This window comes from Nocardioides albus, assembly GCF_014648255.1.
GTDB lineage: Bacteria > Actinomycetota > Actinomycetes > Propionibacteriales > Nocardioidaceae > Nocardioides > Nocardioides albus.
Map to the genome: position 1 here is coordinate 137,451 of NZ_BMQT01000009.1, position 25,371 is coordinate 162,821.

The 25,371-nt window shown below is 69.2% G+C and carries 25 protein-coding genes; 7 read left to right on the forward strand and 18 right to left on the reverse strand.

Features of this window, described 5'->3' with window-relative positions; translation table 11 throughout:
* Positions 1-23 precede the first annotated feature (23 nt).
* Positions 24-1,814: an Asp23/Gls24 family envelope stress response protein gene (locus tag IEY84_RS19365; RefSeq protein ID WP_183545974.1), complete on the reverse strand. Its 1,791-nt coding sequence runs from the start codon at positions 1,812-1,814 to the stop codon at positions 24-26.
* A gap of 610 nt (positions 1,815-2,424) precedes the next feature.
* On the opposite strand from IEY84_RS19365, the gene IEY84_RS19370 reads away from it, so the two are divergent.
* Both IEY84_RS19370 and IEY84_RS19375 read left to right on the forward strand, forming a co-directional pair.
* Positions 2,425-3,345 carry an AEC family transporter gene (locus tag IEY84_RS19370; RefSeq protein ID WP_183545976.1) on the forward strand — a complete coding sequence of 307 codons (921 nt, stop codon included), beginning with the start codon at positions 2,425-2,427 and terminating at the stop codon, positions 3,343-3,345.
* A gap of 102 nt (positions 3,346-3,447) precedes the next feature.
* Entirely contained in the window at positions 3,448-3,882 is a 435-nt protein-coding gene (locus tag IEY84_RS19375; protein ID WP_183545977.1) for a DUF1707 SHOCT-like domain-containing protein, read from the forward strand.
* Between the two features lie 9 nt (positions 3,883-3,891).
* Here the strand turns inward: IEY84_RS19375 and IEY84_RS19380 are convergent, their stop codons facing one another.
* Positions 3,892-5,511, reverse strand: a complete 1,620-nt coding sequence (locus tag IEY84_RS19380) for a glycoside hydrolase family 13 protein (RefSeq protein ID WP_183545979.1) — start codon at positions 5,509-5,511, stop codon at positions 3,892-3,894.
* 320 nt (positions 5,512-5,831) lie between these two features.
* On the opposite strand from IEY84_RS19380, the gene IEY84_RS19385 reads away from it, so the two are divergent.
* A complete protein-coding gene (locus tag IEY84_RS19385) occupies positions 5,832-6,035 on the forward strand; it encodes a cold-shock protein (protein ID WP_091053181.1) in 204 nt (67 codons plus the stop codon).
* Positions 6,036-6,119: 84 nt separating this feature from the next.
* Here the strand turns inward: IEY84_RS19385 and IEY84_RS19390 are convergent, their stop codons facing one another.
* Both IEY84_RS19390 and IEY84_RS19395 read right to left on the reverse strand, forming a co-directional pair.
* Positions 6,120-6,602, reverse strand: a complete 483-nt coding sequence (locus IEY84_RS19390) for a YbaK/EbsC family protein (RefSeq protein ID WP_183545981.1) — start codon at positions 6,600-6,602, stop codon at positions 6,120-6,122.
* A gap of 10 nt (positions 6,603-6,612) precedes the next feature.
* Positions 6,613-7,311 carry a spermidine synthase gene (locus tag IEY84_RS19395; RefSeq protein WP_183545983.1) on the reverse strand — a complete coding sequence of 233 codons (699 nt, stop codon included), beginning with the start codon at positions 7,309-7,311 and terminating at the stop codon, positions 6,613-6,615.
* A gap of 191 nt (positions 7,312-7,502) precedes the next feature.
* On the opposite strand from IEY84_RS19395, the gene IEY84_RS19400 reads away from it, so the two are divergent.
* On the forward strand, positions 7,503-8,711 hold the full coding sequence (locus IEY84_RS19400; protein WP_183545985.1) for an MHYT domain-containing protein: 1,209 nt from the start codon (positions 7,503-7,505) through the stop codon (positions 8,709-8,711).
* 51 nt (positions 8,712-8,762) lie between these two features.
* On the opposite strand, the gene IEY84_RS19405 is transcribed toward IEY84_RS19400, so the two are convergent.
* The 11 genes from IEY84_RS19405 to IEY84_RS19455 form a co-directional block, all read right to left on the reverse strand.
* Positions 8,763-11,735 carry a bifunctional [glutamine synthetase] adenylyltransferase/[glutamine synthetase]-adenylyl-L-tyrosine phosphorylase gene (locus IEY84_RS19405; RefSeq protein ID WP_183545987.1) on the reverse strand — a complete coding sequence of 991 codons (2,973 nt, stop codon included), beginning with the start codon at positions 11,733-11,735 and terminating at the stop codon, positions 8,763-8,765.
* Between the two features lie 54 nt (positions 11,736-11,789).
* Positions 11,790-12,566, reverse strand: a complete 777-nt coding sequence (locus tag IEY84_RS19410; protein ID WP_183545989.1) for a type 1 glutamine amidotransferase — start codon at positions 12,564-12,566, stop codon at positions 11,790-11,792.
* A gap of 109 nt (positions 12,567-12,675) precedes the next feature.
* Complete coding sequence (locus IEY84_RS19415; protein ID WP_183545991.1) at positions 12,676-14,013, reverse strand: glutamine synthetase family protein; 1,338 nt, start codon at positions 14,011-14,013, stop codon at positions 12,676-12,678.
* 49 nt (positions 14,014-14,062) lie between these two features.
* On the reverse strand, positions 14,063-14,254 hold the full coding sequence (locus IEY84_RS19420) for a hypothetical protein (protein ID WP_183545993.1): 192 nt from the start codon (positions 14,252-14,254) through the stop codon (positions 14,063-14,065).
* Between the two features lie 11 nt (positions 14,255-14,265).
* Positions 14,266-15,015, reverse strand: a complete 750-nt coding sequence (locus IEY84_RS19425; protein WP_183545995.1) for a hypothetical protein — start codon at positions 15,013-15,015, stop codon at positions 14,266-14,268.
* The gene (locus IEY84_RS19430) at positions 15,012-15,647 is read right to left on the reverse strand and encodes a SatD family protein (protein ID WP_183545998.1); all 636 of its coding nucleotides are present in this window, start codon (positions 15,645-15,647) and stop codon (positions 15,012-15,014) included. Before IEY84_RS19430 ends, IEY84_RS19425 begins: the two co-directional genes overlap by 4 nt.
* Before the next feature lie 71 nt (positions 15,648-15,718).
* Positions 15,719-16,354 carry a maleylpyruvate isomerase family mycothiol-dependent enzyme gene (locus IEY84_RS19435; RefSeq protein ID WP_183546000.1) on the reverse strand — a complete coding sequence of 212 codons (636 nt, stop codon included), beginning with the start codon at positions 16,352-16,354 and terminating at the stop codon, positions 15,719-15,721.
* A 65-nt stretch (positions 16,355-16,419) separates the two neighbouring features.
* Entirely contained in the window at positions 16,420-17,214 is a 795-nt protein-coding gene (locus tag IEY84_RS19440) for a MerR family transcriptional regulator (protein WP_189129315.1), read from the reverse strand.
* A 40-nt stretch (positions 17,215-17,254) separates the two neighbouring features.
* The gene (locus IEY84_RS19445) at positions 17,255-19,279 is read right to left on the reverse strand and encodes an NAD(+) synthase (protein WP_183546004.1); all 2,025 of its coding nucleotides are present in this window, start codon (positions 19,277-19,279) and stop codon (positions 17,255-17,257) included.
* Positions 19,280-19,341: 62 nt separating this feature from the next.
* Positions 19,342-20,409, reverse strand: coding sequence for a 3-keto-disaccharide hydrolase (locus IEY84_RS19450; protein ID WP_183546006.1), 1,068 nt, complete (start codon positions 20,407-20,409; stop codon positions 19,342-19,344).
* A gap of 128 nt (positions 20,410-20,537) precedes the next feature.
* A complete protein-coding gene (locus IEY84_RS19455) occupies positions 20,538-21,134 on the reverse strand; it encodes a GNAT family N-acetyltransferase (RefSeq protein WP_183546328.1) in 597 nt (198 codons plus the stop codon).
* Between the two features lie 117 nt (positions 21,135-21,251).
* Here IEY84_RS19455 and IEY84_RS19460 point away from each other — a divergent pair, with 117 nt between their 5' ends.
* Both IEY84_RS19460 and panB read left to right on the forward strand, forming a co-directional pair.
* Positions 21,252-21,788, forward strand: a complete 537-nt coding sequence (locus IEY84_RS19460) for a GNAT family N-acetyltransferase (protein ID WP_183546008.1) — start codon at positions 21,252-21,254, stop codon at positions 21,786-21,788.
* Between the two features lie 117 nt (positions 21,789-21,905).
* Complete coding sequence (gene panB / locus IEY84_RS19465; protein WP_183546010.1) at positions 21,906-22,778, forward strand: 3-methyl-2-oxobutanoate hydroxymethyltransferase; 873 nt, start codon at positions 21,906-21,908, stop codon at positions 22,776-22,778.
* A 74-nt stretch (positions 22,779-22,852) separates the two neighbouring features.
* Here the strand turns inward: panB and IEY84_RS19470 are convergent, their stop codons facing one another.
* Positions 22,853-23,503, reverse strand: coding sequence for a potassium channel family protein (locus tag IEY84_RS19470; protein ID WP_229788841.1), 651 nt, complete (start codon positions 23,501-23,503; stop codon positions 22,853-22,855).
* A 43-nt stretch (positions 23,504-23,546) separates the two neighbouring features.
* Between IEY84_RS19470 and IEY84_RS19475 the strand changes: the two genes are divergently transcribed.
* Positions 23,547-24,764: a PQQ-dependent sugar dehydrogenase gene (locus IEY84_RS19475; protein WP_183546012.1), complete on the forward strand. Its 1,218-nt coding sequence runs from the start codon at positions 23,547-23,549 to the stop codon at positions 24,762-24,764.
* A 17-nt stretch (positions 24,765-24,781) separates the two neighbouring features.
* Here IEY84_RS19475 and IEY84_RS19480 read toward each other — a convergent pair whose 3' ends face one another.
* Positions 24,782-24,991 (reverse strand): SPOR domain-containing protein, encoded by a 210-nt coding sequence (locus IEY84_RS19480; RefSeq protein ID WP_183546014.1) that lies wholly within the window; start codon positions 24,989-24,991, stop codon positions 24,782-24,784.
* Between the two features lie 35 nt (positions 24,992-25,026).
* Positions 25,027-25,338 carry a 4a-hydroxytetrahydrobiopterin dehydratase gene (locus IEY84_RS19485; RefSeq protein WP_183546016.1) on the reverse strand — a complete coding sequence of 104 codons (312 nt, stop codon included), beginning with the start codon at positions 25,336-25,338 and terminating at the stop codon, positions 25,027-25,029.
* Positions 25,339-25,371: the final 33 nt, after the last annotated feature.

The following is a 25,371-nucleotide window of genomic DNA, read 5'->3' on the forward strand; positions in this document are numbered from 1 at the left end:
GCTCTCATGCCATCCGGCGAGCATCAGGCGATGTGGAAGTCGCTCACGTTGATGTCGACGGCCTCGACGTCGATGTCGAAGTAGTCCTCGACGGCCTCGATGACCTGGGTGCGAATGGCGACGGCGTTGGCCTTGACGGGGGTGCCGTACGCGATCACGTAGGACACGGTGATGTTGGCGACGTCGTCGGCGATGTCGACCACGGTGCCCTCGTCGTCGATGGCGTGTACGCCGTCGACCTTGGCCACGATGTGGTGGACCAGGCGCTCGACGAGACCCTCGCTCACCGTCGACTTCCCGCGCTCCTCGCGGGCGGCACGGGCGGCGCGCAGCACACCGGTCAGGGTCGAGTCGGCGGTCGGCTCCGGCTCGATGACCGGCTCCGGCGCGAAGCCGGGCGCGGGGGTCTCGGACACGATCTCCTCGACCGCGGCGGGCTCCTCGACCGACTCGGTCTCCTCGGTGACGGTGTCGACGGCGTCCTCGGTCGGCGCCTCGTCGACGATCACCTCGGTGCCCTCGACCTCGGTCTCCGCAGGCGCCTCCTCGACGATGTCGGTCGGCTCGACGGCCGCCTCGACCTCCTCGACGCCCTCGGCAGGCTCGTCAACAGTCTCGACGGTCTCGTCGGCCTCGGCAGCCGGGACGACGTCCTCGGTCTCCACCGGCGCCTCCTCGACAGCGATCTCGTCGGAAGCAGCCTCGACGGCCGGCGCCTCATCCTCGACGACGTCCACACCCTCCGCGTCGCCCTCGACAGGCTCGATCACGTCAGCAGCCTCGTCGACAACCTCGTCAGCCGGCTCGGCGTCGACCTCCAGCGGCTCGGCCAGGTCGGCCGATTCGAACGTCTCCTCTGCCTCGACAGCAGTCAGCTCGTCCTCCGCCTCAACGACGGTCTCCTCGGTCACCTCGGCCTCCGGCTCGAAGGACTCCACGCCCTCGACCTTGGACGCCTCACCCTCGTCCGCGGCCACCACGGCGGCGTCCTCTACCTCGGTCGGCTCCTCGACAGCGACCTCCTCGGCGAGCGCCTCACCCTCCGGCTCGACGACGGTCTCCTCGGTGCCACCCTCGACGACGTCGGTCACCTCGACGTCGGCCTCGTCTGACTCGATCGTGTCGGCGGGCACGAAGGTGTCCTCGGCGTCGACCTCGACCTCGGTCACCTCACCGGTCTCGGTGGCCTCGACGACGTCCTCGGTCGCACCTTCGACGGCAGCCTCCTCAGCGACGACCTCGTCCGCAGCTTCCGTCACCTCGGCGTCGGTGGCGTCGACGACTGCATCGCTCTCGACCGGCGCTTCCTCGACAGCGGGCTCCTCGGCAACGGTCTCCTCGACCTCCTCGGTGGTCACGGCGGCAGGGGCTTCGGCGTCGAGGCCCTCGAACGGCCCCTCGGTCTCGACCGCCTCGCCCGGAACCTCGTCAACAGGAGCCTCGACGGGCTTGGTCACGGCGACCTCACCTGCGACGTCGCGGTCCACATCGCCGCTGATCTCGACAGTCTCGACGGCGAGCTCGGCGACCTCGGCGGCCGGGGCCTCCTCGGTGTCGGTGACGACGTGCCCCGGGTCGGAGAGCGGGTCGACCGCCGGGACCTCGGAGATGGGCTCGATGACGGGCTCGGTGACGGTGTCAGCGACCGGCTCGGCGACCGGCGAAGCCGGGGGCTCGGTGACGTACACGCCGGCCTCGGTGGTGGCCAGGTTCTCGCCGGAGCCAGGGGCGGAGACGTCGGTCGACTCGCCCTCCCCTGCCTTCGGCTGCTCGTTCTTGTGACGGTTGAAGATGCCGCTGATGAAGTCGGACATGGCTTCGCATTCCTTCGGGTGAGGGGAGGGTCGTGGTCGAGCGCTCACAGCTGGGCGTGATGCTAGGGCCGGCGCGCGGTGAGTGGGGTCACGCGCCGTGGTTCCTATGTCTTGTACACCAACGGTGACCGCGGTGAGGAGCGCCTGTGTCAAACCTTCCGGGGACATTCGCCCAGCGTTCAGCCGCCGTCGGAGACCCGCCGGGAGCACGCGCTGTAGAACGACGGAAGAGCACGTACGTCACGACGATCCGACCGGGCGGTCGCGAAGCGGACCGGGCGTCCGGTCGAGTGGCGGGCGCTCGGGCTCGGTGCGTTCCCGTCACTCCCCCCCCGCACCCTGCGGCACGTACGTCGGCGCAGTGGGTCGGCTCCGCCGACCTCGGTCCCGCGGAGCCGTCCTTCTTCGCCGCCGACGGGTTCCACGCCTCGCCGGCAGGCTATGAACGCTGGGCGCAGGCGATCTGCGACCGCGTCGATCTGTGACGCCGAACGTCGGTCTCAGGGATCACACCGTGCAGGGCGCGGACCGCGCCGCGGTCTAGGATTCTTTACATGCCGTTCCCCCTCGAGCCCCGTGTGCCACTCGTCGTACGGCACGACAGCTAGTCGTGACAGGGGTCTTCACCGGCTTCGCCACGATCAGCGTCCTCATCGCCCTCGGCGCACTGCTCGCCCAGCTCAAGATCCTCGACCAGCAGGGCCAGCGCACCCTCTCGACGCTCGCGTTCTACGTCGCCAGCCCGGCCCTGCTGATCACGGTGATGGACGACAGCGACCTCGGTTTCGTGTTCTCGGGCAATCTGGTCGCCGTCGCCGGCGCCGTGCTGGTCTCGGCCACACTGATCGTCACCGTCGCACGCCTACGTCGCCGCGACCTGGGCACCACGGTGGTCGCGACCCTGTGCGGCAGCTATGCCAACGCCGGAAACCTCGGCCTTCCGATCGCGTCGTACGTCCTGGGCGACCCGATCCTGGTCGCGCCGACGCTCCTGCTGCAGATGCTCGTACTCCAACCGCTGGCGCTGGTGATCCTCGACGCCGACGCGAGCACTACGAGACTCTCGTTCTGGGCGGTCGTACGCCGCCCGCTGACCAATCCGATCACCGTCGCCTCCCTGATCGGGGTGGCGCTCTCCGTGACCGATCTCGACCTGCCGGTCGCGGTCTCCGACCCGCTGGACCTGGTGGCAGGCATGGCGGTCCCGTCGATGCTGATCGCCTATGGGGTCGCGCTCCGGCTCGGCCCGCTCCCGGGGCGCGGGGTGCCGCCGCTCGACCTCGCCGCCGTGGTCGCGACCAAGCAGGTGGTGCAGCCGGTCGCGGCGTACGTCATCGGGCGTTTCCTGCTCGGGCTCGACGCCGAGGCGCTGCTGGCGGTGACGGTCCTCTCCGCCTTGCCGACGGCGCAGAACGTCTTCGTCGTCGCGCAGCGCTACGACCGGGCCGTGCTGCTGGCGCGTGACGTGATCTTCGTCAGCACACTGGCCACGGTGCCGGCGATCATGCTGGTCGTCCTGCTGCTCACCTGAGACCAGACCAAAGTCACTTGCGACCGCACCCCTTCCGGCGTACCCTCGCGATATATCGGGACACTTCGCCGACAGTCGATCGGCTGCAGCAAGGGAGACGACATGAGCAACCTCGACAACCTGCGGGTGAGCGAGGCCGAGCGGGAGGAGGCGTCGGCGAGGCTCGCCGAGCACTACTCGACCGGCCGGCTCTCCGGTGACGACTACTACGAGCGCCTCGACGCGGTCTGGTCAGCGCGGGTCCGCGCCGACGTGGAGATGCTCTTCACTGACCTACCCAGGAGCATGCCGCAGTCACCACAGGCCGTTCGCCGCCCGCGCCGGAACCGCCGGCGGGCCTTCCCGCTGGTCGCCTGCTTCCTGCTCGTGTCGATCGGCCTGGTCGTGATGGGCGTCCCGTGGTGGATATTCGCGGCGATCGCCGGTGGAGCGCTCCTGTTTCGCAACAAGCACAGCCACGAGAAGCACAACCGGAGCCACCACGGGACGACGCGCGCCTGCCGGCACGCCCACGGTCAGCCGGGCGCGCAGCGGTAGGACGTCGGGTCAGTCGACAGGAGCGAGGATCCAGACCGCGGCGTCGGTCGGCAGGTCGCCCACGACCGGATCACCGCTGTACATCACGATCTCGCCCTCGGGCAGCGGCGTCGGCTCCATCCCGCAGTTGAGGACGACGATCAGGTCGCGGCCCGCACCCTCGGAGCCACCGACCCCGCCGCGCCGGAAGGAGACGACACCCTCCGGCGCATCCAGGATCTCGACATCCTCATCGGCGCCGAGCGCGTACGTCCGCCGGGCGCCGAGCGCCGCCCGGTAGAACTCCAGCGTGGAGTCCTTGATCCCGTTCTGAGCCGCCACGGTCAGGTCCACCCACTCGGCCGGCTGCGGGAGCCATGGCTGCGTCGGCAGCTTCTCCTCAGGCACCTGGCTGAACCCGAAGGGCGGCTCGAACCCGCTCCACGGCAGCGGGACCCGACATCCGTCGCGACCACCCTCGCCGGTCTCCGACCACGGATCCTCCTGATATTCGGGCGGCAGATAGACCTGCGGCAACCCCAGCTCCTCCCCCTGGTAGAGGTACGCAGATCCCGGGAGTGCCAGCATCGCCAGCGTCGCGGCGCGCGCTCGGTGGAGCGCCTGGAGCCCGTCGCCGTAGCGCGAGCGGTGGCGTACGACGTCATGGTTGGACAGGACCCAGGTCGGCGCCGCACGCGACGGGCCGAGGGCCTTCAGCGTCGACTCGATCACCTCGGTGAACGCCTCGGCCGACCACTGTGCCTGCAGCCAGGAGAAGTTGAACGCCTGGTTGAACTCGTCGGCACGCACGTAGCGGCGCAGCTCCGCCGGCCCGGGGGTCCAGGCCTCGGCGACCATCATCCGGTCACCGTCGAAGGAGTCGATCAGCTTGCGCCAGTCGCGGTAGACCTCGTGGACGCCCGGGTTGTCCCACATCGGCGCATCGGCGACACCCCGCTGGTACATCACCGCAGCGTCGGAGGTCGGCGCGAGTCCCTCGGGGACGACCTGGTCGCGTAGATCCTTGAACAGCCCGTGGGCGATGTCGACCCGGAACCCGTCGACGCCCCGCTCCAGCCAGAAGGTGAGGATCTTGGTGAACTCGGCGACGACCTCGGGATTGTGCCAGTTGAGATCGGGCTGGTCGTCGTCGAAGAGGTGGAGATACCACTGCCCGTCCTCCACCCGCGTCCAGGCGGGACCGCCGAAGACCGAGCGCCAGTTGGTCGGCGGCTCCTCGCCGTTCTCACCCCGGCCGTCGCGGAAGATGTAGCGGTCTCGTGCCCGCGACCCCGGCGCTGCCGCGAGCGCCTCCACGAACCACGGGTGAGCCGAGGAGGTGTGGTTGGGCACCAGGTCGACGATCACCTTGAGGCCCAGCTCGTGAGCCCGGGCGAACAACCCGTCGGCGTCGTCGAGAGTGCCGAAGATCGGGTCGACGTCGCAGTAGTCCGCGACGTCGTAGCCGTGGTCGTTCTGCGGCGATGTGTAGAACGGGCAGATCCAGATCGCGTCGACACCCAGTGCGGCGAGGTAGCCCAGGTGATCGGTGATGCCCTGAAGATCACCGAGCCCGTCGCCGTTCGAGTCCGCGAACGAACGCGGGTAGATCTGATATGCGACGGCCTCGCGCCACCATGGCTGGTCCATATGTCCCACTCTCGTCGGTTGGCTGACCACTACCCCGATCTTGTCGATGTGATGCTCGGGGTTGTCAAACGGACGGTCCGCACGACACCGCGCTGCGACGTTCTCGAGGCCGGAAACGCCGAGATGAGGGGGGTGCCCGAAGTCGGTCCGTGGCATGTAGGCTTGTCTGCGTTGAAGGAGGCGTCCCCACGCGCTTCGCGGTTGCTCTCGGTGACCGTTCGTGCAGCACTTGGTCTTCCGCAGAAGCAGAAATCAGGACTCGTGGATTCAACGCCCAAAGGGCGGCACGGAGTCGCCCTGTTTACACAAGGATTAGATTCATGACTCAGGGAACCGTGAAGTGGTTCAACGGCGACAAGGGCTTCGGCTTCATCGCCCAGGACAACGGGGGCGACGACGTCTTCGTGCACTTCTCCGCGATCCAGACCAACGGCTACAAGACGTTGGACGAGAACCAGCGCGTCGAGTTCGACGTCACCCAGGGCCCGAAGGGCCCGCAGGCCGAGAACGTCCGCCCGGTCTGACCAAAGACCTAGCTGACTTTCAGCAAGACAGCCCCGCTCCTGCTTCGGCAGGGCGGGGCTGTCCCCTTGAGAGGGGCGACCCGGTCAGGCCGTGTCGGGAAGCTTCGTGACGTCGACCCAGCCGCGGGCCTCGCTGATCGTCTCCAGGTCACCGAGAGTGAGCGCGATGGTCGTGTTGGCGCTCCCGGCGGCCGGATAGACCATGTCGAAACGCTTCAGGGAGGCGTCGAGCCAGACCTCTGCGGACGGTGGATTGCCGAACGGGCACACGCCCCCGATCGCATGGCCGGTCATCGGCTCCACATCCTCGGCCACGAGCATCCGTGCCTTGGTGCCGAACTGAGCCTTGAACTTCGCGTTCGCGATCTTGGCGTCGCCGGCCGCGACGACGAGGATCGCAGCGGAGCGGTCCTCGGTGTAGAGGCTGATGGTCTTGGCGATCTCCGCGGGCGAGACACCCAGCGCCACCGCAGCGAGCTCGACGGTCGCCTTCGACTCCTGTGACTCGATGATCTCCCCACCGCGTCCGAATCGGTCCAGATGTGCGCGGGCCAGCTCGATCGACATGACCACCAGCCTACGTGCGTACGCCTCCGCCGAAGGAGTCGGTGACGGCGCGGCCGGTGAAGATGCGGTACTCCATCGGCGACGGCGATCCGAACGGCGAGCTCGGCAGGGCGCCGCAGACGATCACCAGGTTGCCGGAGCGGCGGCCCTTCATCGTCGCCGGCTCGACGCCGATGACCATGTCACCGAGGTCTCGGGCGGCCGCGACGAAGTTCCGCACCCGCGGGAAAGGCGCTCGGTCGACGAGGTTGACGACGAAGACCCCGGTGGGCGCGAGCACACGGCCTACGTCCTCGACGAAGGCGGCGTCGGTGAGCTCGTCCGGGGTGCGACCGCCGTCGAAGGCATCCAGGATCACCATGTCGGCGAAGTCGTCGCGGACGCCTCCGATACCGCTCTTACCGTCGACCGGACGCACCTTGATCCCGCTGCGCGGCGGCAGCGGCGCCTCGCTGCGAACACGCTCGATGATCTCGACCGAGGGCTCGAGCACGATCTGGGAGGAGCGTGGACGGGTCGCGTGGACGTAGCGCGGCAGCGTCATCGCGGCGCCGCCGACGTGCAACACCCGCGCTGGCCCTGGCGGAAGACGGTCGATAACATCCCCGATACGTCTCATGTAGTCGAAGACGAGACGAGTAGGGTCGCCCAGATCGACGGCCGACTGCTGCATGTCGTCGAGCTCGAGCACATATACATCACCAGGCATAGCTCAGATACCCTACCCCCGCGTGGAAATAGGGGACCTGTTCCTCTATTGTGACCTGCGCTACAGCGGAACGATAGCCCGTTACGAATGCGTTCGGATACCCCCTAGGGCATACGAGAGCATGTCTCCAGATCCCCCTCCGCCGATCCCCCATACTCAATCCGGCGAGGAACGAGAGGAAGTCAGACAGCGTGACAACCATCGAAGAAGTCACGATCGGGGCGTTCAGCCAACCCCTGGTCGGGATGTCATTCATCATCTCCGTTCTCGGATCATGGGTCGGTCTGACCTGTGCGAGCCGCGCCCGCCGAGTCGACGGCGGCATCGGGTCCTGGCTCTGGCTCTTCGGCGCGGCCGCCTCGATCGGCGGTGGCGCGATCTGGTCGATGCACTTCATCGGCATGCTGGCCTTCGACAGCCATGTGGCGTACGCGCTGGACGTCGGCATCACCCTGATCTCGCTCGCGGTCGCCATCATCGCCGCGATGGTCGGCATGCTGATCGCGACCGCGCTCCGCGGCAACGCGGGCTACATCGTCGGTGGTCTCGTCACCGGGGCCGGCGTGGGTGCGATGCACTACACCGGCATGTACGCCATGGACATGAGCGCCAAGATGGTCTGGAAGCCGACCGTCGTCGTCATCTCCATCGTCATCGCGCTGGCCGCCTCGGCGCTCGCGCTCTTCTTCACCTTCAACGTGAAGTCCCGCCTGATGCGCGTCGGCGCCGCTGTCATCATGGGCATCGGCGTGTGCGTCATGCACTACACCGGGATGCTCGCGCTCGAGATCCACAGCTCGCCCGACGACAAGCTCGGGCACGTCAGCGGCGCCGATCCGGTTTACCTGGCGATGCCGATCTTCGCGATCTCCGCGGGCATGCTGATCGTGATCGGCTTCGGCACCATGTTCGCGGGCATCAACGACGACCTCAACGATCCCTGGACCCCGGACCAGCGGATGGGCTCCGAGTCCGGCCCCCACCCGATGGCGCAGCGCGCAGCGATGGGAGGGCTGCCCGTCACCGGTCAGCCGCAAGCCCTCCCCCAGCAGCAGCTTCAGCAGCCCCGGCAGTCGCTCCAGCGGCTCCCGACCCGCCAGCCGGCGGCCTCCGGCAGCCCCCAGGCGGGTCAGGGCATGGGCGAAGGCATCGGCGAAGGCATCGGCAGCATGTTCGGCCAGCGACCCCAGCGCCCCACCCAGCTGCGGCCGCAGAACGGGCGCTGGACCCCTCGGCCTTACGCCCAGCAGGCGTCCGAGAGCTTCTCCGGGCCGCAGCCGAATCTGTTCAACCGCCAGGGCGAGCCCGGCGGCCAGCCCGCCGGCGAGGCCGACGACGAGTCGCAGCCTCGGCCGCAGCGCCCTCCGGGCTGGTTGCCGCCGCGCAACAACAACCTGTAGACGCACGTGGGGGTAGGGGCGGCGCCCCTACCCCCACGCTGCTGTCGCGATTCACTCCCAGAAGACGCGCTCGACCACACCATGGGCGAGACGAGTCATCCGCAGGTAGTCGTTGACCAGCTCGTCGGTGGCGCCCGCCGGATAGCCGAGGATGGCCGCCACGGCATGCTGCTCGACCGGCCCCGCTGGCAGCGAGTCGGCCGGACGCCCGCGCGCGAGGGTGACGGCGTTGCGCACCCGGCTCACCATCCGCCACGCCTCGATGAGGGTCTCGGCGTCGTCCGCCTCGATCAACGCGGCGTCGCGGGCGGCCTGCAGCGCCTCGACGGTGCGTGGTGTGCGCAGCCCCGGGACTGCGTAGGCGTGCCGTAGCTGCAGCAGCTGAGCGGTCCACTCGATGTCGGCGAGGCCGCCACGGCCGAGCTTGAGGTGGGTGTTGGGATCGGCACCGCGCGGTAGCCGCTCATGGTCGACGCGACCCTTGATGCGGCGCACCTCGATGATGTCGTCCTCGCTCAGCCCGCCCTCGGGATAGCGCAGCGGATCGATCATCTCGGTGAACGCCTCGCGCACCTTCGGGTCACCGACGACCGCGTCCGCGCGCAGCAGAGCCTGCGACTCCCAGATGCCCGACCACTTGGCGTAGTAGGCGGCGTACGCAGGCAGGGTCCGCACCAGCGGGCCCTGCCGCCCCTCGGGGCGCAGGTCGGCGTCGATCTCCAGGGGCGGGTCGGCACCGGGGAGGGCGAGCAGTCGGCGCAGGTCGGCGATGACCTTGAGCGCGAACTGGGTCGCCTCGTCAGGGTCGGCTCCGTCGACCGGCTGGTGCACGAAGAGCACGTCGGCGTCGGAGGCGTAGGAGAGCTCGAACCCGCCGTAACGGCCCATCGCGATGATGGCGATCCGGGTCGGTGGCTCCTCGATCCCGCGCCGGGCGACCTCCTCGGCCACGACCGTGCGCAACGATGCCTCGAGGGTGGCGTCGGTCAGCCTGGACAGGGCGGCGCCGATGGTGTCGATCCCGGCTTCGCCGAGGAGCTCGGCTGCCGAGATCCGGAACAGCTCTCGGCGCCGGATGGCTCGGATGTGGCGTACGGCCTCCTCCGCGGAGGTGGTGGTGCGCCGCCGCGCCGCGCGGGCGACCATCTCGTCGGTCAGCGCCTCCGCGGACAGCGGCGCCAGATCGTGGCCCAGCAGGCGCAGCGCCTCCGGCTCTCGTTCCAGCAGCGCGGTGGTGTAGCGAGAGGTGGACAGGATCGTGGCGAAGTGCTGCGCGACCAGGCCCTCGTCGCGCAGGGAGCGCAGATACCAGGGCGTGGCCCCGAGCGCGTCGGAGATACGGCGGAACCCGAAGAGCCCGGCATCGGGATCGGAACCCTCGGAGAGCCACTGCAGCATCACCGGCAGCAGTGCCCGCTGCAGCGCGGCCCGTCGGGAGACGCCCGTCGTGAGCGCCTCCAGGTGTCGCAGCGCGGCCTTGGGGTCGGCGTAGCCCAGCGCGGTCAGCCGCTCTTCGGCAGCCTTGGTGGACAGATGGACCTGCCCCGACGGGATCCGGGCGACAGCATCGAGGAGCGGGCGGTAGAAGAGCTTCTCGTGGAGGCGGCGCACCTCGATCCGTTGATGGCCCCACTCCTTCTTCAGCCGCACCACCGGATCGCGCAGGTAGCCCAGCGAGCGCGCCAGCCAGCGCAGCGAGGCCTCGTCGTCGGGGACGACGTGGGTGCGCCGCAGCCGGCGGAGCTGGAGCCGATGCTCCATCCGCCGCAGGAAGGCGTACGCCTCGTGCATGGCCTCGCCGTCCTCGCGCCCGACGTAGCCCGCACGGGTCAGCGCCGCGAGAGCGGAGAGCGTGGTCGGCTCGCGGATCCCCGTGTCGGTGCGGCCGTGGACCAGCTGCAGCAGCTGGACGGCGAACTCCACGTCCCGCAGCCCACCGGCGCCGAGCTTGAGCTCGCGGTCGGCCTCCTTGGAGGGGATGTGGGCGATGACGCGGCGCCGCATCGCCTGGGTGTCGGCGACGAAGCCGTCGCGCTCGGCGGCCTTCCACACGAACGGGTTGACCGCGTCGACGTACGCCTGCCCCAGGTCGAGGTCCCCTGCAGCAGGCCGAGCCTTGAGCAACGCCTGGAACTCCCAAGTGCTCGCCCAACGCTCGTAGTAGCCGACATGGCCGGCGATCGTGCGCGAGAGCGCACCTGCCTTGCCCTCGGGGCGCAACGCGGCGTCGACTGGCCAGATGGTGCCTTCGCCGGTGTGGGCCGAGCAGACATGGATCAGGTTGCTGGCGAGCTGGGTGGCGACCCGCAGCGAGACGTCGTCGCCGACTCCGTCGGCCGCCTCGTGGACGAAGATCACGTCGACGTCGGAGACGTAGTTGAGCTCGTGGCCACCGCACTTGCCCATCGCGATGACGGCCAACCGAACGGACCGCGCCTCCTCCCCCACCCGCGTGCGGGCGACCGCCAGGGCGGCATCGAGGGTGGCGCAGGCGAGATCCGAGAGCTCGGCGGCAACGTCGTCGACCGGGAGGTGATGGGCCAGGTCGCGGGCGGCGAGCCGGAGCAGCCACCGGCGGTATTCGACGCGCAACGCGTCGACCGCGTCGGCGTCCGGGATCGTGGCCACCGGGCACTCGTCGTCCGCCTTCGCACCGACCGCCTCGAGCAGCGATGCCCGGAAGACGTACGCCGCAGGCCTGGTCGTGCCAAGGGTCGGGTCCGCGAGCTCGCGCCAGTGACCTGGCTGGCGAGCCAGGTGGTCGGTCAGCGCGGGCGAGGCGCCGAGCACCGACACCAGCCGCATCGCGGTCCCCTCGTCGGCGGCGAGCTCCTCGACGAAGCCGTCCCCCTGGGTCTCGGCGAGCATGACCAGGCCGGCCAGCGCGGCGTCGGGGTCGGCGGCGTGGCCCAGGATCGCCAACAGCTCCTGGATGCCGGGGCCGAGACCTGCCAGATCCGCCAAGGCGGTGTCCGGATCGTTGAAGCCGAGTCGGAGCAGCTCGCCCTTGCCTGGCAACGTCATGGACCCGATTCTGTCACCCAGGGTTTCATGCCGCTGGCGGGGTGCTGCGCTACTTCACGCGCTCCAGGGCCGGGGGGCCGGGATGACGCCGCCACGGGTGCCACCGGGGGCGACCGCGGCGGCACGCTCGCGGACCAGGCGGGCGAAGCCGAAGGCCAGCGGCTGCCAGGTCTTGATCAGCTCGTTCTCGGCGAAGGTGGCCGTCGCGACCACGTCGTCGACGCTGCGGCCGATCTGCTCGAGCTCGTCGACGGACTCGTCGGCCCACACGGCGACCGCCGCGGCGTCGACCTCGGGGTGGAACTGCACGCCCCACACGGTCGGCGCGAGCCGGGCCGCCTGGACCTGCCCGTCGATCGAGCTGGCCAGCTTGACGGCGCCTTCCGGAAGCTCCCCGACGATGTCGCGGTGCCAGTGCATGGCGCGGTCGTCGCCGGCCAGCAGGCGCATCAGCGGGTCGAAGAGCACCTCAGGCTCCCAGGTGACCTGGCGAACGCCCACGGTCAGCCCGAACGGGCTGCGCTCCACCGTCCCGCCGAGAGCCGTCGCGGCCAGCTGGTGACCCAGGCAGATCCCGAGGGTCGGGATCCCGGCCTCGGCTGCCTGGGCGATCCGCTCGCGCGTGACCTGCAGCCAGGGGTGTTCGTCGTCGGAGTCGGCGTCCATCGAGCCACCCATGACGAGCAGCCCCGAGTAGGAGGCGTCGAGCGATGAGAGCTTCGGGATCGGCTCGGCGTAGGCCCGGCAGACGTCGACGCACATGCCCGCCTCTGCCAGCCAATGGCCGAACAACGCCGGCGGAACTGTCTCCTCGTGCTGGATGACAAGCACTCGGGGAAGACTCAACGACATCACTCCCACTCTCCCGTTCGATCCAGTGTGGCAGCACCGGATCGGAAGTGTGGAATCGCCCCGTAAAGAGGTTGACAGCGCAACCTATTTAGATGACGGGCAGCATCCTGGAGCGCTCGTAGGGGGTCACCTGCTCACGGTAGGCGGCCCACTCCGCGCGCTTGTTGCGCAGGAAGAAGTCGAAGACGTGCTCGCCCAGCGTCTCGGCGAGCAGCTCGGAGTCCTCGGCCACCCCGATCGCCTCGTCGAGGTTCTCCGGCAGCGGGTCGATGCCGAGGCTCTTCCGCTCGCGCTCGGTCAGCGCCCACACGTCGTCCTCGGCCTCGCGAGGAAGCTCGTAGCCCTCCTCGATGCCCTTCATGCCCGCCGCCAGGATCACCGCGAAGGCCAGGTAGGGGTTGCAGGCAGCGTCCAGGGTGCGGACCTCGATCCGGGTCGACTGGCCCTTGAGCGGCTTGTACATCGGCACCCGGACCAGCGCGGAACGGTTGTTGTGGCCCCACGCGACGTGAGCCGGGGCCTCTCCCCCGCCGATCAGGCGCTTGTAGGAGTTGACCCACTGGTTGGTGACCGCGGTGATCTCCGGGGCGTGACGCAGCACGCCGCCGATGAAGCTGCGGCCGGTCTTGGAGAGCTGGTATTCGGCGCCCGGCTCGTAGAAGGCATTGGCATCGCCCTCGAACAGGCTCACGTGGGTGTGCATGCCCGAACCCGGGTGCTCGGTGAACGGCTTGGGCATGAAGCTGGCCCAGATGCCCTGGCTCAGCGCGACCTCGCGGACGACCGTACGGAAGGTCATGATGTTGTCGGCGGTGCTGAGCGCGTCGGCGTAGCGCAGGTCGATCTCGTTCTGGCCCGGGCCGCCCTCGTGGTGGCTGTATTCCACCGAGATGCCCATCGCCTCCAGCATGGTGATCGCCTCGCGCCGGAAGTCGGCGCCCATCGACTGGGCGGTGTGGTCGAAGTATCCGCTGGAGTCGACCGGGACCGGCTCGACACCGCCGACCGGCTTGTCCTTGAAGAGGTAGAACTCGATCTCGGGGTGCGTGTAGAAGGTGAAACCCTTCTCCGCTGCGTTGGACAGGGTGCGCTTGAGCACATAGCGCGGGTCGGCGTAGGACGGCGAGCCGTCGGGCATCACGATGTCGCAGAACATCCGTCCGGTGGACGGGCCGTCCGTACGCCACGGCAGGATCTGGAACGTGCTCGGATCCGGCAGCGCCAGCATGTCGGCCTCGGTGACCCGGGCGAACCCCTCGATCGCGCTGCCGTCGAAGCCGATGCCCTCGGCGAAGGCGCTCTCGAGCTCGGCCGGCGCCACCGCGACCGACTTCAGATAGCCGAGCACGTCGGTGAACCACAGCCGCACGAAACGTACGTCCCGCTCTTCGAGTGCCCGGAGCACGAAGTCCTGTTGCTTGCCCATGCGTGAACACTAACGGTCGGACGTTACAGGCGGGATCTCCGCGCCACGGTCAGCGGCCGGGACCTCTGAAGATCGAGATCACCAGCGCCACCCCGAACCCCGCCAGGGCCGCTCCGAGGACCGACCAGGCGGTGCTCGTGCCGCCTCCGCCGAGATAGCCCATGCCGGTCAGCGCCAGTGCTCCTCCGGCCAGGAGGAGCACGGCGGCCACCAGGAGCCCAAGAGCCTTACCCACAGTCATGACACCGAAATCTAGGTGATGACCAAGGCGAGGGTCACCAGCGAGGTCATCCAGGAGACGAAGCTGCCGACCAGGAAGTACTCGGTCACGTCGTTGATGCTCGGCCCCTCGTGCTCACCGCGGAACGACTGCAGCTCCGGCCAGCGGATCAGGCCCTTGGCCGCGACCACCAGGCCGGCGGCGGCGAGGTTGCCGGTGAGGCCTAGCCCGAAGATCGTCAGTCGCTCGAGCGGGCCCAGGAGCCGGCCGCCCTTGAGATTGTTGCCGTCGACGCCGTCGAGCGGGTTGGCCACCTTGGCGACGTCGAGGACGAGCTGCACCACGACGTTGCCGGTCGAGACCTGGACCAGCAGGCCGCCGAAGACGAGCAGCACCGCCTCGGGGCGCGCCGCCTCGACCCAGACCCAGGGCGCCTGCTCCGCCCACGCGGCGACCGGTCCGCCGACCTCACCGGCCACCGGGGCCAGCAGGATCCCGACGAAGATCGCTCCGCCGAGCAGGGCCAGCGGGATCCCGGGATGGGGGTTCTTGTCCGCGCCCTGAGGCGGGTGGGCCAGGAAGCCCCACAGCACGGCGATCCCGGCGATCACGATCACCGCCGCCAGGTCACCTCCGAAGAGAGCCGAGAGCAGGCCGAAAGCGATCACCGCGGCTGCCCCGATCGCCTCGGGGACCCAGCGGATCCGCTTGAACGGATCGATGATCGAGTGGGCGAAGTCGACCGTGCCGACCCCGATCAGCAGCAGGGCTATCCAACTCATCTGACCCCTCCCAACAGCTCGTCGGCGCGCACGATCACGGCGATGCCGTCGCGGCGGACGCGCTGGGAGACCGCGGAGGGGGTGATGTCGAGCTCGGCGGCGATGGCCTTCTGAGGCATGGCGGAGAGCATGCCAGAAAGCACCGACACCGAGGATCGATCCAGGCGAGAAAAGAGCTCGTCGCGCGAGACCAGAGCGGCGTTGACCGCGGCCGGGTCCGGCCCGCCCGCGTCCTCCGCCGGCTGATACCAGGTCCGTACGCTGCGGGATGCCGCCTTGTTCTCGGCGTTCTCCGCCGCCTCGATCGCCGCCCGCGCCGACCACCACCCCGGCCCGTCCTCGACCCGGGGGTCGTCGCTGAGCACCCGGGTGGCGCCCCAGCTGATGCCGTGGCGTACGCCGACCACGGGCTCGAGCGCGATCCGCAGCCGGAACGTGGCCTGGATCGCGGCGCCGACGGTCCCGAAGGCTCCCTGGTACTCGTCGCCGACCGTGATCCGCAGCGGCGTGATCGGCTGCCACCTCTCGTTGATCTCCTCGACGGCCTCGGCGAACACCGCGTGGACCTTCGCGCGGTCAGCCTTGGTGCGCGAGCCCACGAGGTCGCCGATCACGGTCGCCACAGAAGCCATGCGTAGATCATACCTTCATTCTGGTGATATGAAGGTATTTGCTTTATTTGATTTGAGTGAAGCTATCTTCTTCACCGTGAGGCCGTGGGCATCACGGCCGCCCCCGGTCCCGTGAGCTCGCCTGGCCAGACCGGGCGGCCGGACAGCGCGAGCACGAGCGCGATCGCGCTGCCGCGGACCTCAGGACCGGTCCCGATCGCCGTGTCGGCGTCGGTGGCCACGAGACGTACGCGCTCGGCTAGCTCCTTGCCGCCGCCCCACTTCTGCGAGGTCTTGGCCAGGTAGTGCAGCGCCGTGGCGACGTGCTCGACCGGGTAGTCGCGCTGGAGGCCCAGGGGCCGCCGGATGTCCTCGCCGTGGGCGAACTCCTCGACCAGGCGGGTGGCGAGCGGGGCCGGCGGGGTCGCCGTCCGACCGGCGACCCGGCGGAACGCCGCCAAGGTCTCGGCCGGATCGTCGGCGCGCTCCCGATCGACGCCGGTCTGGTTGTCGCGGTCGAAGTCGCCGCGAGCGGCGATCATGCGGCGTACGAACCCGAGCCGTGTCGTCGTCGCGACGTCGAACATGTGGGCGAGCACGTCGTGCACGCTCCAGCCGACACACAGCGATGGTGTCCCCCACTGCGCGGGCGCGATCACCCCGAGATCGTTGATCAACGCCTGGCGTTCGGCATGCACGACGGCCCAGACCGCGCTCTTCGACGACATACTGCGGACGCTATCGCTACTCCGCGTTCCGCGCTCCCGCATTCATCGCCGGCCTCCGCCCCTCGCTACTTCACCGGCTGCTGCAGCTCGGTGACCCAGGCATCAGCGTCATCCGGCATCTCGAGGTAGATCTCTCGGCACGGGCCGGCGAACTCCAGACCGGAGTCGGTGACGTGGCGGGCCAGCTCCTGCCAAGCCTCACCGATCCGCGTCATCGGACCGCGGTAGATGGCGGTGACCGCGCGGTCGCAGGCCGGCAGGGTGCCGACCTCCAGCCCATCGACGCGCTTTCCGCCGAGGTCGGCTCCGGCGCCGAAGCTCATCCCGTCTCCGACGGCGTCGTACCAGCCGATCGCCGGACCGGACGGTTCGATACCGGCGGCCGCGAACGCACCGTAGACGCGCCCGAAGAGCGGGCCGACCCGCTGCCCGACCTCTGCGGTCTCGTCGACGCGGTCGGTGAGCTGGGTGAGGGTGAGGGCCGCGAGCGGCTTCTCGGTGTAGGTGAGAGTGGACATGGCGTCTCCTTCCAACAGTCGAAGACGTCGCTCCACCTCGCCGAGGCGCCGGCCGTCGGCCTCGATCTGCGATCGCAGCTCGTCGCGGCGCCGTTGCAGCAGCGCGGCGAGCTCGGCCGGCGTACGGCCCTCATCGAGCAGATCGCCGACCTCCTCGAGCGAGAAGCCCAGCGACCTGAACGCCACCAGCGCGTCGGCCCGGGCAAGCAGTGCGGGCTCGTAGAACCGGTAGCCGCTGTGCGGGTCGACGCGGGACGGCGAGAGCAGACCGAGGGAGTCGTAGTGCCTCAGCATGCGCACCGACACCCCGGCGAAGCGGGCGAAGTCTCCGATACTCAACATGACACGTTCAGCCCATCGCCTGACACTGTGTGAGAGTCAACTACTCCACAGGAACCCTGGCCTCGATCTCGGCGAGCCAGGCTGCCGGGGAGGCGTCCGAGGGCATCCGCCAGTCGCCGCGAGGCGACATGGTGCCGCCGTTGGAGACCTTGGGACCGTTGGGGAGGGCCGAGCGCTTGAACTGGTTGGCGAAGAAGCGCCTCACGAAGACCTCGAGCCAGGCGCGGATCTCCTTCATCTCGTACGCGGTCCGCTTTGCCTCCGGGAACCCCGGGGGCCACTCGCCGGCGTCGACGTCGTGCCAGGCGTTCCACGCTAGGAAGGCGATCTTCGAGGGGGTGAAGCCGTTGCGCACGGTGTGGAAGAGGGTGAAGTCCTGCAGGGCGTACGGCCCGATCTTCTGCTCCGTCGACTGCAGCTCCTCCCCCGGCACGAGCTCGGGCGAGATCTCCTGGTCGAGGATCTCCTGGAGGACCTCGTCGGCGGCGCCGTCGAACTGCTCGGTCGTGATCACCCAGCGGATCAGGTGCTGGATGAGCGTCTTCGGTACGCCGGCGTTGACGTTGTAGTGCGACATCTGGTCACCGACGCCGTAGGTCGCCCAGCCGAGCGCGAGCTCGGAGAGGTCGCCGGTGCCGAGGACGATGCCGCCGCGCTGGTTGGCGATGCGGAAGAGGAAGTCCGTACGCAGCCCCGCCTGGACGTTCTCGAACGTCACGTCGTAGACCGGCTCGCCGTCGCCGGCAGGATGGCCGATCTCCTTGAGCATCTGGGTCGCCGTCGGCCGGATGTCGAGCGTCTCGTAGGTCGTGCCGAGCGCCTCCATCAGCTTGATCGCGTTGGACTTGGTGTCGTCCGAGGTCGCGAACCCGGGCATGGTGAACGCCAGGATGTCGCTCGTCGGGCGGCCGAGCCGCTCCATCGCCTTGGCCGCGACGATCAGCGCATGGGTCGAGTCGAGGCCGCCGGAGACGCCGATGACGATCTTCGTGTCCGGGCCGATCGACTGGAGTCGCTTCTCCAGCCCGGAGACCTGGATGTTGTAGGCCTCGAAGCAGTCCAGCGCGAGTTTCTCGGGGTCGTCGGGGACGAACGGGAACCGGTCGACCTTGCGCCGCAGCCCGCCACCGACCAGCGGCGGACTGAGCTCGAACTCGATCTCGGAGTGGTAGGCCCCGTCAGCCCGGCGGTTGTCGTCGAAGGTGCTCTGCCGGATCCGCTCAGCGCGGATCCGCTCCAGGTCGACGTCGACCACGGTCCTTCTGGGGCCGTCGGGGAACCGCTCGGTCTCACCCAGCAGGTCGCCGAGCTCGTACGCCATCGTCTGCCCGTCCCACGACAGGTCGGTCGTCGACTCCCCCGGCCCGGCGGCGGTGTAGATGTACGCCGCCGCGCACCGCGCGCTCGCCGACTGCACCAGCAGGCGGCGCGCATCGGAGCGTCCGACGGTGACCGGGCTGGCGGAGAGGTTGAGCAGGACGGTCGCCCCGGCCAGCGCTGCCTTGGCGCTCGGCGGCACCGGGACCCACATGTCTTCGCAGATCTCGACGTGGAAGACGAGATCCTTGACGTCGGTGCACCGGAAGAGCAGGTCGTTGCTGAGCGGCACCTCCTCGCCGCCGAGCATGATGGTGCCGTCGACATCGTGGCCGGTGCCGTACCAGCGCTTCTCGTAGAACTCCCGGTAGTTCGGAAGGTAGGACTTGGGCACGACGCCCAGCACCTCGCCGCCGTGGATCACGACCGCGGTGTTGAGCACCCGGTCGCCATGGCGCAGCGGGGCGCCGACGACGATCACCGTCAGCAGCTCCTCGGAGGCCACCACGATCGCGCTGATCGCGGCGCGTACGGCATCGAGGAGGGTCCGCTGCAGAACGAGGTCGTCGATCGAGTAGCCCGAGAGGCACAGCTCCGGGAAGACCGCCACCGCGACGCCCTCGTCGGAGCACTCGCGAGCCTGCGCGATCACCTCGCGCGCGTTGGCGGCCGGGTCGGCGACGGAGATCGGGATGGTGCACGCAGCAATCCGTGCAAACCCGTGGGAGTAGGCGGAGTAGAAGTCCACACCCCGAGTCTAGGGTCTGGCCACCCAGTCACCCGATGCCCCGCCGCCGACCGCGTACGACCTCAGGACAGGTCGCGGATACGGACGTTGCGGTAGGACACCACGTCCGGGGTGCTGCCGTGCGCCTGGATCCCGACGTGACCGATCAGTCCTCGGCTGCTGGAGTCAGGGTCGTTCGGACGACCGGGGAACGGCAGCCCGGGCAGGTTCTCGAACTCGTTGATCACGACGCCGTTGCGGATCACGGTGTAGTGCTGCCCGACGACGCGGATCTCGAGGTCGTTCCAGGTGCCCTTCGGGGTCGGTCGCGCCTGGGCCAGGTCGAGATCCGCGAAGCCGTAGATCGAGCCGGTCTTGCGGGGGTCGTTGCTGCCACCCTCGGGCGAGTCGTTGACCTGGATCTCGTGGCCGCAGTTGACCGCGATCCAGGAGAGGTTGCCGGTCTCGCCGCCGTTGAACGTGGTCGGGCATCCCTCGACCGGGCCCCACAGCTCGGGGAAGCGCACCTGGACGCCGCTGTTGCCGCGGGCCGAACCCGGGGCGTCGTCGCGGAACTGCAGTCGCAGCGAGAAGTCGCCGAACTCCTTCTCCGGATACCAGAGGGTTCCGAACCCGCCACCTGCTCCGGCGCGGCTGCGGATGGTGCCGTCCGAGATCAGGTCGAACCCGCCGTCGCCGGCGTAGGCCCAGTCGTCGAAGGAGCCGGCCGAGCCGTCGAAGAGCACGTCGTACCCCTCGACCTTCCCGACCTGCGAGCGGGCCGCAGCCGACTGCAGCTTGCTGGCCTCGGCCTGCGTCACCTCACCGGTGGCGACCAGCTCGGCGGTCACGCTGCGTACGTGCGTCACGAAGGCCCCGTGAGTCGGCCACGTCCGCTCGTCGTCGATGACGTCGTTGACGGTGCAGCCGGAGCTCAGGGCGCTGTTCGCGACGCCGCTGTCGAGATCGAGGAAGACCACGCTCGAACGGGCATCGGGTGCCGGACAGGTCATGGTCGCCGACGCTGTCCCAGCAGGACTCGCAGCGGCTGCTCCGACCGGACCGCCCAGGCACAGGGCGGCGGCCCCGAGGACGGCCGACCCGAGGGCGAGGCGGGTCCGCGTGCGGCGTGAGGGGAAAGTGTGAGACATCGAGACTCCGAACGTCGGGACGCCGAATGAATTGTGATGCGCGTCACGCCGGATGCTAGTGCCGCCTGCCAGCGACTTTCAACCGTTTCTGAACGACTTTCGCGGACAGTTTTCGAAAGTGGGTCCGCTCATCCGCCGAGGTGCTCCGAACGCAGACGGGACATGACGATGGCGTCGACGTAGCCGCCGTCGTATCGAAGCGCCTCTCGCTGGACGCCCTCGACGCTGAACCCGGCCTTCTCGTACGTACGCTGCGCCCGCGGGTTGAACGCGTAGACGCACAGCTCGATCCGGTTCAGCGCCGTGGTGCGGAAACAGTAGTCGACGATCAGGCGGGTGGCCTCGGTGCCGAGGCCACGGTTGCGGCCCTCGGGGCCGATGAGGATGCGGAAGTTCGCCGAGCGGTTGCTGGTGTCGACCTCGTTGATGGCCGCCTCGCCGACGAGCATGCTGGTCTTCTGGTCGACGATCGCGAGGTCGAGTCGATCCGGCTGGTCGTCGCGGGTGGCGTACCACTCTCGCAGCTGCTCGTCCGGAACCGCGCTCGCCGCGTCGGTCGCCGCGGCCTCGGTGTCGCCGTGGACCGACCCGGTCAGTCTCAGCACCTCAGGGTCAGCGAGGATCCGCGCCATCGTGTCGACATCGCCATCGAGGAACGGCCGCAGGACGACCGCGCTTCCGACGAGCGTCGGCTTCTCGGCGAACCAGCCGGCATCTGTCTCCATCACGGCGCTGATCATCCACTGCGATCGCTCCAGGGCGCACCTGGGATTTCGCCGGAGCGGCCCTCGAGCGGCCATAACCAGGAGCGCCGATACTGTCGTCCCGGCTAGCGTGGCCCCGTGCTGATCCGACGTGAGCGTCCCGAGGACGTAGCCGATATCCGTGCGGTCACCGCCGCGGCCTTTGCCGACGTGGAGCACTCGGCTCCACCGGTCGAGGCCGATGGAGTGCCAGGAGAGGCGACGCTGGTGGGGTGGCTGCGCGACGACGCCGGCTGGATCCCGGAGCTGTCGCTGGTCGCCGAGGTGGACGGGAAGGTAGTCGGCCATGTGGTGTGCACCAGCGGTGACCTCGCCGGCCGGCCTGCGCTCGGCCTCGGACCGGTGAGCGTGTCCCCTGATCGTCAGCGGGACGGAGTCGGCTCGGCCCTGATGCACGCGGTCCTGGGTGGAGCCGACGCGTTGGGCGAGCCGGTCGTGGTGCTGCTGGGATCACCGGACTACTACGGGCGGTTCGGCTTCGTGCCGGCGTCGAGCCTCGGCATCGACGCGCCCGACCCCGCGTGGGGCGACTACTTCCAGGCGCGGCCGCTGGCGGCGTACGACTCGTCCGTCCGAGGGAAGTTCACCTACGCGGCACCCTTCGACCGACTGTGAGGCTGCGCGGGCGGCGAACGTGATCACCGCCACAGCGCGCACAGGACATCTGGACCTACGCTGGGAGTAGTCCGTGGACTCCATCAGGGAGCTGCGAGATGACACCAGAAAGGCTCGATGATGAGCACGAACCCCTCTGCTGAGGAGACCGCGCCCTACGGCACCGGCCCTGGCGGCAACGCGCCGGCCAAGCCCGTACGCAAGGTGCGCACGCATCATCTTCGCGAGATGAAGCATCGTGGCGACAAGATCACGATGCTCACCTCCTACGACATGTACTCCGCCCAGATCTTCGACGAGGCCGGCGTCGACCTGCTGCTCGTCGGCGACTCGGCCTCCAACAACGTCCTCGGCAACGAGACGTCGCTTCCGGTGACCGTGGACGAGCTGCTGCCGCTGACCCGCGCGGTCTCGCGCAGCGTGAAGCGGGCGATGGTCGTCGGCGACCTGCCGTTCGGTTCCTACCAGGCCTCGCCGGAGCAGGGCTACCTGACTGCCGTGCGGTTCATGAAGGAGGCCGGCGCCCACTGCGTGAAGCTCGAGGGCGGCGCCGAGATGGCTCCGGTGATCAAGAAGCTGGTCGAGGGCGGCATCCCGGTCATCGCCCACATCGGCTTCACCCCGCAGTCCGAGCACGTCCTCGGCGGCTACCGCGTCCAAGGTCGCGGCGACACCTCCGACCGGATCATCGATGACGCCAAGGCCGTCCAGGAGGCCGGCGCGTTCGCGGTCGTCATGGAGATGGTCCCCGGCGACGTCGCCGCGCAGATCACCAAGGAGCTCGAGATCCCCACGATCGGGATCGGCGCCGGCCCCGACTGCGACGGCCAGGTGCTGGTCTGGCAGGACGCCTTCGGCATGCGCGACGGCAAGATGGCCCGCTTCGTGAAGCAGTACGCCGACGTGAAGTCGGTCCTGTCCGAGGGCGCCGAGGCCTACATCTCCGACGTCAAGGGCTCGACCTTCCCCGGTCCCGAGCACACCTTCTGAGGGTCCGCTCCGATGTAGCGGTCAATCTGGGCCGTTCGCCGGCTCGGGGTCGGCCCAGATTGTCCGCGGAACTCCTAGAAGCGGCGCGTCCTGGCGGCGGCCAGGCCGACCAGGCGGGCGACGACCATCGCGACGTAGAAGACCCCGGCGATCTGCTCGATCATCACGACCGAGCGGGCGTGCGGAAGCACGGGCACGATGTCGGAGAGGCCGACTGAGGTCAGCGTGGTGAAGGAGAGATAGAGCAGGTCGAACCACTGCCGGTGGTCGCCGAAGGAGCCGGGCCAGATCACCTGGACAGCGGCGTACAGATAGGCGAAGGCCCAGGCCACCACGGTGAACGCCGCCCCGGTCGCGAAGAGCTCGTCTCGGGTCACCACGTCGTCGTGGAAGAGGTAGCGGATCATCGCGTAGGAGACGAACAGATAGAACGGGACGTGGAAGAAGGCCGAGGCCAACACGACCCAGCCCTCGTTGGGAGCGACCGACTCCCACACCGCGAAGATCGTCGCCGGGCCGCCGAAGATGCAGGCGGCCCAGGAGAAGGCCGGGGTGAGGCGTACGGCCGCGACCGCTGCCAGCAGGAGCAGCAACTGCAGCACGCCCAGCCCCGCGCGGCCCGCGGTGGAGCCGTCGAGGAAGGGGTAGGCCAGGATCGCCACGACTTGTCCGAGCAGCAGTACCGCGGACGGATGGTCGCGCATCGCTCTGATCACCTTCGTCACAAGCGCACACCCTAAAGCCCATCTGGCCAGTACCGTCGGCACCATGCGCGCTGACATGGTCCTCGCCTCCGTGATCGCTCTCGGGCTTTCGACCGCGGCCTGCGCCGGTGACTCCGACCCGGCCTCCACTCCCCCGCCGCTGAACCCGTCGGGCTCGGCGAGCGCATCCCCGAGCGCGAGCACGTCGGCGCCGCCCGCGTTGCTGCCGGTCTCCGACCGGGTCCCTGAGCTCGACGTCGAGGTCGTCAACGACGAGCTCGACCATCCCTGGGACGTCGCCGACATCGGAGCGGGACGGTTCCTGGTCACCGAGCGGGAGCGGGCGGTCCTCTCGCTGGTCAAGGACGGGGAGCGGCGCGAGATCCCGTTCGGGGACAGCGACATCTGGGTCTCCGGCGAGACCGGCCTGATGGGGCTCGAGATCGACCCCGGCTTCGAGGAGACCCGCCGTATCTACACCTGCCAGGGGTGGAACGGTGGTGAGGACGTACGTGTCATCTCCTGGACCCTCGACGCCGGACTGACCCGCGCCAGCCAGGAGCGGGCGCTCATCGACGGCTTCCCCACCTCATCAGGGCGGCATGGTGGCTGCCGGCTGCTGATCAGCGCCGACGGGGCGCTGTGGGTCGGCACCGGCGACGCGGCGAACGAGGAGAACCCGCGCAGCCTCGACTCCCTGGGCGGGAAGACGCTGCGGCTCGACCCGGAGACCGGCGAGCCGTGGCCGGGCAACCCGTGGGCAGGTGACCAGGGCCCGCGGCGCTACATCACCTCGTTCGGGCACCGCAACGTGCAGGGGTTGGCGCAGCGCGCCGACGGCACCGTCTGGGCGATCGAGCACGGGCCCGACCGCGACGACGAGGTCAACGAGATCACGTTGGGTGGGGACTATGGCTGGAACCCGGGCTCCGGCTACGACGAGTCGGCGCCGATGACGGATCAGGATCTTCCTGGCAAGCAGATCGAGGCCGCTTGGGCCTCCGGCAACCCGACCGTCGCGACCGGTGGTGGCACCTTCATCCCAGTCCAGGACCGGTGGGGTGCCTATGGCGGAGCGCTCGCGGTCGCCGTGCTCAAGGACCAGGAGCTGCGGATCCTCGCCTTCGACGAGTCCGGGAAGCTCACCGACGACCGGTCGCCCGAGGTCATGCAGGACCACGGGCGACTGCGTACGGTCTCGTTGGCGGCCGACGGCGACCTCCTCGTCACCTCCGACAACGGCGGTGGCGAGGACGTCCTGCTTCGCGTCACCCCACGCTGAGGCTCAGCTCGGTCGGCTCACTCGGACTCGGTGCCCGCGTCGCCTTCCCAGGCCTTGTCTTCCTTCTCCCAGCGCTCGTTGTTCTCCTGAACCTTCTCCAGCGCCTGGGAGGCCTCGGCGTGCGAGGCGTAGGGGCCGAGGCGGTCCTTGGCCTTGCAGCCCTCGTACGGCTCGACGGTCTTGTGGATGAGGCAGTAGTAGTACTCGCCAGCGTGCTCGTCGCTCATGGCACCAACCTACCGTCCCGTCAGGGGCGATGAGGTCAGAGCGAGCTCTCCGCCGAGAGCCCGTTGATCACCTTCGCCATCGCGATGTCTCGACTGGTGACGCCGCCGGCGTCGTGGCTGGTGAGCCGGATCTCGACGTACGGGTAGCGCAGGTCGATGTCGGGGTGGTGGTTGGCCTCCTCGGCCTTCGCCCCGATCGCGTTGACCAGCGCGAGACCGGTGACGAAGTCACCGGTCTCCACGCGGGCGACGATGCTGTCGGCTTCGCCGCTCGTGTCGTACGTCCAGCCGGCGAGCTGCTCCTGGGCGACCTGCTCGGCGTTGAGGGTCGTGGTGTCAGGTTCCATGCCCCCACCCTGCCATCGCCGTGGTCGTCCCGT